Genomic DNA, 8063 nt, shown 5'->3' with positions numbered 1-8063 from the left:
CGATGGTCCTGAGGGTGTCTACGGCTTCGTGGGCGACGGCGTGCGCAGCGACTACCAGCCGATGAACTCCGGCTCGGGCCTCGCGCTCGGCAACCCGACGAACCTCAACTTCGCCGGCGGCCAGCCGTTCGCCCCGGACTTCAACCAGCCGATCGGGCACTTCCAGGCGTATTCGCACTACGTCATGCCGGGCGGCCTCGTGCAGTCCTTCATCGACACGATCGGTACGGAGGACGACTTCCGCCGGGGCGGCACGCTCGCCCCGACCGTGAAGATCGACATCGATGGCGCCTCGTCAGCCGTCGACTACACCTACGGGAACGACGGGCTCGGCGGCTATGCCGACATCCCGGCGAACATCGACGTCAACTCCGGCGGCAAGGTGCAGTAGCTGCGCCCACGACGCGATGCCTCGGGACGCGATCCCGAGGCATCGCGTCGTCGGACCGTGGGGGATCGGCCGTGCATCCGGCGAGGAGCAGCACTTAGCTGACGAGGACGCCCAGGGCGAGCCTCATTCCACGAGCGCCGTGAACAGCTCGTAGACCATGAACGCCGGCCAGAAGAGGCCTTGGAAGAACGCGCCGATGAACTCCCAGAACGCATCGGCCTGCTGGAAGAAGAACACCCACGCGCCGATGATGCCGAGCCCGTAGATCGCACCTCCGCCGGCGAAGCATCCCGCGTTCGAACCCCTGTCGTTCATATTCGACCTCCCCACGGCACACGATACGCCGTCGAGGCGGGTTGGAGCACGGGATTCCCCGCCGCGATCGACTTCTTTCCGGAGGCGACGGCGCAGGAACGCGGTACTTTGGGGCGACTCGAAGGTGAGGGGTGCCCCATGGGCAAGGTGGTCATGTACGGCTCGGTGTCGGTGGACGGCTTCATCGCGGACGAGACCGACCAGCCCGGACCGCTGTTCGACTGGTTGACGAGCGGCGACGTCCCGTTGGACGAGAGCGGCGTGCTGAAGGTGTCGCAGGCGTCCTACGACCACACCCGGCCGTACTGGGACCAGATCGGGGTGACGATTGCGGGCCGCCACGTCTTCGACCTGACGGACGGCTGGGACGGCACGCCTCCGAGCGGGATCGACCACGTGGTCGTCGTGACGCACCGACCTGAGCCCGAAGGTTGGGACCCTGAGGCGCCGTTCACCTTCATCGACGGCGTCGAGGCAGCCGTGGCCACCGCCCAGGCGCTTGCGGGTGAACGCATCGTCGAAGTCGCCGCTGGTGACGTCGGCGGCCAGGTGCTCGCCGCGGGCCTGGTCGACGAGGTGCGCATGGACGTCGTACCCGTCGTGTTGGGGTCCGGCAAACGTTACTTCGGGTCGGTCCACGCGCAGCACCTGTTGGAGGATCCCGACGTGGTGATCCAGGGCGACCGAGTGCTTCACCTGCGCTATCGGGTGCGCCGCTGATCCATCCCCGCACCTCCTCCGCATAGTGCACTTCGTGCCAGCAGGCAAGGCCTCGACGCCGCGACGGCGGCACGCCTACGGTCTGATCATCGAGTGAACGGAGGGACGACGATGAGTGACCGCGCAGATCGGCCCGACCGGAGCGGTGAGATCGTGAGCCCGGAGGATCTGCCGGCGCAGATCGAGTCGACGGAGCGGGCAGGTGTCACCCGTATCGACATCGCAGAGGACGCCACCACTCGCCCTGGCGATCCCGGCACGCCCGAGGACGAGCATGCTCGCGAGAGGTCATCACCGACCGAACGACTGGCGCCCGCACTCGACATCGACGCACGGCTCACCGAGATCGAGCGCCGCGTGAACCTGCTCGTCAACGTCACGCCGCTCAACGCGGCGGAGGCGTGGGCGGACTTCGAACGAAGTGACTTCGGCACGGCCCCCACCCTGCGGCTGCGGCCGTTGGACTTCGACCCGGACCTGCTGCAGCGCGACCTGTACGACCTCGAGGTCGAGGACGTGGACGACCCAGCGCTGCACACGCTCTTCCGGGCGAAGCGGGATGAGATCGCCCGGCAGATCACCGCGTTGGAGGACCGCGACACGTCACGGTTCCTCTACGGGTCTCTCCAGCTCTACGGCACGGTGGCTCCTCCGCTGGCCGCGGCGGCGGAGGAGCTGCTCGAGACCATCCCCCCGCAGGCGCCCAGTACCAAGACCATCACGGCCGGGGCGTTCGCCGACGCGGCTCGGGTGGAGTTCGAGCGCTACCGCGCCGTGTATCCGGACTTCCCGGTCAGCGTCGAGGTGCGGGATGACGTCTCCGAGCTGATGGTGTCGTTCGGCCGCCTGCTCATCCCGGAGTCCGCCGCCTTCCGGGCCGACCGGGTCGAGCCGCTGCTGCACCACGAGGTCGGCACCCACGTGGTCACCTACCAGAACGGTGCCCGGCAGCCGCTGAAGATGCTGACCATCGGCCTGCCCGGCTACGACGAGACCCAGGAGGGCCTCGCCGTGCTCGCCGAGTACCTGACGGGCGGGTTGGACCCGCGGCGGCTGCGCGTGCTCGCGGCGCGAGTGGTCGCGGTCGGCAAGATGCTCGACGGCGCCGGCTTCCTGGAGATCTTCGAGTCGCTGCGGGCCGACCATCGCATACCGGCGCGGACCGCGTGGTCCATCGCCATCCGGGTCGTCGTCGGGGGCGGTTGGGCGAAGGACGCGATCTACCTGCGCGGGATCACGCGCATCCTCGACGCCCTCGCCGAGGGCAGCCGTCTCGACGTCCTGCTCGTCGGCAAGCTCGCGTTGGACCACATCCCCCTGGTGCAGGACCTGCTCGATCGCGAGGTGCTCCACGCGCCGTGGGTTCGGCCGCGCTGGCTGGACGTTCCCGGTGCACACGAGCGTCTGGAGAGGCTGCGCGCGGGCGCGACGGTCACCGACCTCTACGAGGGAGACGTGGCGGCATGAGGCTCGCATTTCTCGTCAACGACGTCGACACCGAGGTGGACGAGTACACGACCACGCGACTCGCCAGGGCCGCAGCCCGGGGCGGGCACGAGACGTGGTACGTCGGCGTCGGGGACCTCGAGCACGGCAGCAGCGACGGGCAGTTCGCGGCCACGGCTCGCGCCGCGAAGTGGGAGAGCGACGACACCCTCGCAAGCTTCATGGAGAGGATCAAGGCGCGCGACGCCGAGCGGATCATCATGGACGACCTGGATGCGCTCGTCCTGCGCAACGAGTCGATCGACGACCTGCAGGAGCGCCCTTGGGCCAGCCCGATGGGCGTGGTGTTCGGACAGATGCTCGCGGAGCGAGGTGTGACGGTGGTCAACGACCCGGACACACTCCATCGAGCGACCAGCAAGCTCTACCTGGAGGAGTTCTCCGAGAAAGTTCGACCACGGTCGCTGGTGACACGGAACAAGGAGGCGATCGAGCGGTTCGTCGACGAAGTCGGCCACTGCGTCGTCAAACCGTTGTACGGGGCGAAGGGCCGCAACGTCTTCATGATCGAGGGCCCCGGAGAGACGAACCTCGCGCAGATCACGGAGGCGGTCCTGCAGGACGGCTACGCCATCGTCCAGGAGTTCATCGACGGAGCCGAGGACGGCGATGCCCGGATCTTCCTGCTGGAGGGCCGCATCCTCGAGCGCGACGGCAGGCCGGCCGCCTTCCGACGCGTGCCCACCGGCAACGACCCGCGCGCCAACATCAGCACCGGTGGTCGGTCGGTGCCTCTCGAGTTCGGTGAGGTCGAGCTGGGCATCGTCGAGGCGATGGGTGCCAAGCTCGTCGCCGACGGCATGTTCCTCGTGGGCATCGACGTCATCGGCGGCCACGTCGTGGAGATCAACGCGGAGAGTCCTGGCGGGTTCCAGAGCGTCGAGAGGCTCTACGACATCGATGTTGCCGAGACCGTCATCGAAGCTCTGGAGCGCCGCGCGAGCCCGGGGTCCTGAGCCGCGCCGCCGGTCGAGGTACTTGAATCCTGGCCGCAGCGGGCGCACAGTAGAAGGAGCGAGAGGGGGCCCCATGCGCGACTGGATGCCTCGACCTGACGTCATGCCGATCCTGTCCCCGGGCCGGCACCGCTCGCCACGCCGTGGGGCCTGCTTCATGGAATTCGCGTCGTACCTCGCGGGGGAGCGGTGGAGCGATCATCCTGAATGCACGCACCGCACTCTTGCGCTGCTCGCACGGATGGTGAACGACCGGACGAGCGAAGCCGGCCGCGCCCGGCTCACGCCGCTCATCCCGATGGTCATCGGCCTGACAAGCGTTGACCCGCTGCTCGACGTGCTGCTCGCCGCACGAGCGGCCAGTGCCGCCTTGCCCATCGCCGCTGAAGAGCGTCAACGTTCGCTGGCGGTGGGGCTGCGAGTCGCCCTCAAGGTCCTCGAGGACCGAGACGACGTTCCCGCGCCGGAGTTGCGCGAACTGGGGAAGGCCGCCCTCCGCGCCGCCCCCGCCGCCGATGCCTGGGCTGAACGGTTCATCGATGAAGTCGGTCCGGGCCGCGCCGGCATGACGGTGCGGCAGTGCTCCGCTCTCGTGACCAGCGCCGTCGATGGGATCGCTCGGGCGTGCGTCATGGATTCCGATGATCATCTCGTCGCTCTGCTCACTGCCGCCGTGTCGGACACTGCGCGCTTCGTGGGTGCGGATCGAAGCGGCCCCATTCCGCGAGGTGTGCACCCGGTTCGCTTCGCCGGTACGGCAGTCGATCTCGCTTCGATGAGCTGATCCGCGCACGCCTCGCCAGATCGGCGTGCTGGACCGGCGCGACGACGCGGCATCCTCGGCGGGCGTCACTCGTGTTCGGCCAGCAGCGGCGTCGACCAGCCCGGATCGCGGCCGAGTTGCGTCGCTCGCGTGACGGCCACCGCGCCGAAGCGATCGCGGACAGCGTCGAGCACCGAGTCGAGCTTCACTCCGTCGTCCCAGTCGATCGGCAGCTCCGGTTGGAGGCTGTCGGTGCGCCCCAGCTGAGACAGCGAAACGCCGATCAAGGTGATGCCGCGCTCAGCGATCTCAGGCTGTGCGCCGGCGAGCAACCCTCGTGCGACGGTGAGCAGTACCGCGGAGCGGTCGGACGCGGAGCGGAGGGTGCGGGATCGGGTGGCCTTCGCGAAGTCGCCGTAGCGAAGTCGCAGCACGACCGTGCGGCACATCCGGTCCCCGTCGCGGAGGCGGCGGGCGAGGCGATCGACGATCTGGGTGAGGATGAGGTCGAGTTCTTCGGGGGAGCGCGGGCGGCTGCCGAGTGCGCGCTGAGAACCGATGGCGCCGCGGCGGCGCGTGGTGTCGACCGGGCGGGGGTCCCGGAGCCGGGCCAGCGCGTGCAGGTGCGCGCCGGCCGCCCTGCCGAGCAGCTTCTCCGCGGTCGCGGATTCGAGCTCGGCCAGCTGCCCGACCGTGCGAATGCCCTGCCGATGCAGCTTCTCGGCGGTCACGGCGCCGACTCCCCACAATCGCTCCACCGGCAGGGGCAGCAGGAACGCCTCTTCCCGGTCCGGCTCGACGATCAGGAGCCCGTCGGGCTTGCTGACTGCGCTGGCGACCTTCGCGAGGAACTTGGTCCGCGCGACCCCGACCGAAATGGCGAGACCGACCTCCGAACGAACCCGCTCACGCAATCGCACCGCGATCTGTTCGGGCGTGCCCGCGATGCGTCGGAGGCCGCCGACTTCCAGGAACGCCTCATCGATGGAAAGCCCCTCCACGAGCGGCGTGGTGTCGCGGAATATGGCGAACACTGCTCGACTGGCCGCCGAATATGCGTCCATCCGTGGCGGGACGACCACGACATCCGGGCACAGGTCGCGGGCCTGCCGCCCGCCCATCGCAGTGCGCACCCCACGCGCCTTCGCCTCGTAACTCGCCGCGAGCACGACACCGCCGCCGACGACGACAGGCCGCCCGCGCAGCTCGGGCGCGTCGCGCTGCTCGACGGAGGCGTAGAAGGCATCGAGATCCGCGTGCAGCACGGTCGCCTCGCCCCGCATCTCGTCCTCCCACCGATCATCGTCCTGCGGATCGTCGCACGCACCGGCGACACCGGATCCTCCGTCCCCTCCCTCCCTGGTGAGGGTCGATGGGGCGGGAGAGGATGATGGACCCATGCCTGCCGCCCACCGCCCCGGTCTTCGGGTCGACTCCGGACTCACGATCCCAGAGTCCGAACTGTCGTGGCGGTTCTCGCGGTCGTCCGGGCCCGGTGGGCAGGGTGTGAACACTGCCGACTCCCGGGTGGAACTCGTGTGGGATGCGGCACACTCGCCCGTGCTCTCGACGCTCCAGCGGGAGCGGCTCCTCGAGCGGCTGAGCGGTCGCCTCGTCGACGGGGTCCTGACGATCGCGGCATCCGAGCACCGTGCGCAACTGCGCAATCGAGACGCGGCGCGCGCTCGGCTGGCTGCGGTCGTGGCCGACGCGCTGCGGCCGCCGTCGCCGTCGCGACGACCGACGAAGCCGAGTCGCGGTGCCAAGGAGCGGCGCTTGGACGCGAAGAAGCGGCGCACCGACGTCAAGCGATTGCGTCGCCCACCTCACGATTGACCACGAGATGGCAGCCGGGACGGTTGTCGAGGGTGCATCGGCATCACGAGTCGACCTGCCGCGTCGGCGGTGGGCCGTACACTCGCCTCGTGCCGACCCTCGACGATCTCCGCCGCACCGCCGCTCAGCTGCCCGGCAGCGAGGAGCGCTCGACGACAGGCGGCGCCGCGTGGTTCGTACGCGGCAAGCTCTTCGCGTGGGAGTGCCACCCGTGGCCGAGCATCCCGGCCGATATGCGCGCGATCATCGCGGCCGAGCTCGTCGTCGGAGTGAAGGTCGCCGACCCCATCGATGCCCTGGCCCTCGTCGAGATGGCGCCCGACGTGTTCCTGCGCACCACGACGAGGTGGGGCGAGCCGAAGGTCGCCTTCCGCATGGCGGGCATCGAGGAGCAGCATCTCGCCGAGCTCGTGACGGAGGCCTGGCGCGTGCAGGCGCCGAAGTACCTGCGGGCAGAGTTCGACGCGGGCCGCCCGAGCGGGCGCTGACATCGCGCGCGGCCGGCCGAGGTTCGCTACCGGGCTCGCGTTCAGCCGATCGGCTCGAACTCGTTCAATCGCCAGGTCTGATCGAACCAGGGCTCGAGCGGGCCGTAGATCCGGAGGATCGGGAACCAGGACTTTCCCGGCACCGTCTCGACCCAGTTCGACTCCTTGCCGGCGGGCGCGCTCGGGCCGAAGTACAGGTCGAACGATCCGTCCTCGTTGGCCTGCATCTTGCCGTCGTTGCTGGCGAGAGCGGGATACGGGGTCGATGGCACGACGAGCAGCGATCGCGTCTGCGTGTCGTAGACGTCGACGGCCCAGAAGTTCTTCGCCGGGGGATTGGCTTCGACGTGCAGATGGTACGTGCGCGACCCGTCGAAGACATCGCCCGCAGCATCGTGCACGGTGTACGCGTACGCCGAGCCCGCACCGACCTGGGCATGCGCCATCGCCGGGGTGATGACGGTCGCGATGTAGTGGAACTGGGTGCGGGCGTCGAGGAGCCGTGCTCCGTCACGGAGGAACTCGTAGTCGCCACCGACGAAGGCGTTGCGCCACGATCCGTAGAGCACGGCCTCGGGGTCGCGGGGGGCGTAGCTGACCGTCCGAGCGAGCCCGGCGGCGATCGGCGCCGCCTGCTCGAGGATGCCGCGCAGGCGTGCATCGGGGGCGAACGGCTGACCGCTCACGATGCCGATCGCGGCCAGCTGCCCGGCACGCTCCGGGTCGAGTGCGGTCGCAGGCTCCTCCTGCACGAGCTCGGCCACTTCTTCGAAGAACGAGAAGTCGTTCGCGTGCACCGTGTTGAACGGGGTCTCCGCGAGGTTGATGAACTCGTTGTCCGCGGGGTTCGCTGCGTCGGCGAGCGGGTAGATGCGCGTCTGCTTCATCGCGGGCACGCCGCCGAGCGCGCGCAGCACGACGAAGTTCGTGTACGTCGGCGTGCGGGAGACGAAGTAGCCGTCGGGCACGTCTCCTTCGTAGCCCGGCGGCAGGAAGAGGTACTTGCCGCCCGCCCCACGGTCGGGTCCGGCGATGCCCATGTCGGCGACGTAGCGGAACCAGAAGTCGTCGACCACGCACAGCGACTG

At 69.2% G+C, this 8063-nt stretch carries 10 protein-coding genes; 7 read left to right on the top strand and 3 right to left on the bottom strand.

Annotation, left to right across the window (positions count from 1 at the left end; genetic code table 11):
* Positions 1 to 391: glycoside hydrolase family 68 protein (locus VIP82_RS06675; RefSeq protein WP_331906899.1), on the top strand; the 391-nt coding region annotated here is incomplete at its 5' end.
* Positions 392 to 514: 123 nt separating this feature from the next.
* Here the strand turns inward: VIP82_RS06675 and VIP82_RS06670 are convergent.
* Positions 515 to 706 (bottom strand): hypothetical protein, encoded by a 192-nt coding sequence (locus VIP82_RS06670; RefSeq protein ID WP_331906897.1) that lies wholly within the window; start codon positions 704 to 706, stop codon positions 515 to 517.
* A gap of 138 nt (positions 707 to 844) precedes the next feature.
* On the opposite strand from VIP82_RS06670, the gene VIP82_RS06665 reads away from it, so the two are divergent.
* The 4 genes from VIP82_RS06665 to VIP82_RS06650 all read left to right on the top strand — a co-directional run bounded on the left by VIP82_RS06665 (position 845) and on the right by VIP82_RS06650 (position 4672).
* Positions 845 to 1426 (top strand): dihydrofolate reductase family protein, encoded by a 582-nt coding sequence (locus VIP82_RS06665; RefSeq protein WP_331906895.1) that lies wholly within the window; start codon positions 845 to 847, stop codon positions 1424 to 1426.
* 111 nt (positions 1427 to 1537) lie between these two features.
* On the top strand, positions 1538 to 2893 hold the full coding sequence (locus VIP82_RS06660; RefSeq protein WP_331906893.1) for a peptidase MATCAP family protein: 1356 nt from the start codon (positions 1538 to 1540) through the stop codon (positions 2891 to 2893).
* Positions 2890 to 3888, top strand: a complete 999-nt coding sequence (locus VIP82_RS06655; RefSeq protein WP_331906891.1) for an ATP-grasp domain-containing protein — start codon at positions 2890 to 2892, stop codon at positions 3886 to 3888. The genes VIP82_RS06660 and VIP82_RS06655 overlap by 4 nt, the downstream gene beginning before the upstream one ends.
* A gap of 73 nt (positions 3889 to 3961) precedes the next feature.
* On the top strand, positions 3962 to 4672 hold the full coding sequence (locus VIP82_RS06650; RefSeq protein ID WP_331906889.1) for a hypothetical protein: 711 nt from the start codon (positions 3962 to 3964) through the stop codon (positions 4670 to 4672).
* Positions 4673 to 4737: 65 nt separating this feature from the next.
* Here VIP82_RS06650 and dinB read toward each other — a convergent pair whose 3' ends face one another.
* Positions 4738 to 5934, bottom strand: a complete 1197-nt coding sequence (dinB, locus tag VIP82_RS06645) for a DNA polymerase IV (RefSeq protein WP_331906887.1) — start codon at positions 5932 to 5934, stop codon at positions 4738 to 4740.
* Positions 5935 to 6049: 115 nt separating this feature from the next.
* On the opposite strand from dinB, the gene arfB reads away from it, so the two are divergent.
* Together arfB and VIP82_RS06635 are read left to right on the top strand one after the other, a co-directional pair.
* A complete protein-coding gene (gene arfB, locus VIP82_RS06640; protein WP_331906885.1) occupies positions 6050 to 6487 on the top strand; it encodes an alternative ribosome rescue aminoacyl-tRNA hydrolase ArfB in 438 nt (145 codons plus the stop codon).
* 89 nt (positions 6488 to 6576) lie between these two features.
* The gene (locus VIP82_RS06635; protein WP_331906883.1) at positions 6577 to 6975 is read left to right on the top strand and encodes an MmcQ/YjbR family DNA-binding protein; all 399 of its coding nucleotides are present in this window, start codon (positions 6577 to 6579) and stop codon (positions 6973 to 6975) included.
* A gap of 41 nt (positions 6976 to 7016) precedes the next feature.
* Here the strand turns inward: VIP82_RS06635 and VIP82_RS06630 are convergent.
* The coding region (locus tag VIP82_RS06630; RefSeq protein WP_331906881.1) for a DUF1214 domain-containing protein at positions 7017 to 8063 on the bottom strand (1047 nt) is incomplete at its 5' end.

Origin of the sequence: Microbacterium sp., assembly GCF_036566905.1 — a bacterium.
Taxonomy (GTDB): domain Bacteria; phylum Actinomycetota; class Actinomycetes; order Actinomycetales; family Microbacteriaceae; genus Microbacterium.
This window is presented reverse-complemented; position numbering and strand designations above follow the sequence as displayed.

Coding starts and splice junctions, on each gene's coding strand:
- VIP82_RS06650 (WP_331906889.1), top strand. CDS start 3,962: ATGCGCGACTGGATGCCTCGACCTGACGTCATGCCGATCCTGTCCCCG.
- arfB (WP_331906885.1), top strand. CDS start 6,050: ATGCCTGCCGCCCACCGCCCCGGTCTTCGGGTCGACTCCGGACTCACG.
- VIP82_RS06655 (WP_331906891.1), top strand. CDS start 2,890: ATGAGGCTCGCATTTCTCGTCAACGACGTCGACACCGAGGTGGACGAG.
- VIP82_RS06665 (WP_331906895.1), top strand. CDS start 845: ATGGGCAAGGTGGTCATGTACGGCTCGGTGTCGGTGGACGGCTTCATC.
- dinB (WP_331906887.1), bottom strand. CDS start 5,934: ATGCGGGGCGAGGCGACCGTGCTGCACGCGGATCTCGATGCCTTCTAC.
- VIP82_RS06660 (WP_331906893.1), top strand. CDS start 1,538: ATGAGTGACCGCGCAGATCGGCCCGACCGGAGCGGTGAGATCGTGAGC.
- VIP82_RS06670 (WP_331906897.1), bottom strand. CDS start 706: ATGAACGACAGGGGTTCGAACGCGGGATGCTTCGCCGGCGGAGGTGCG.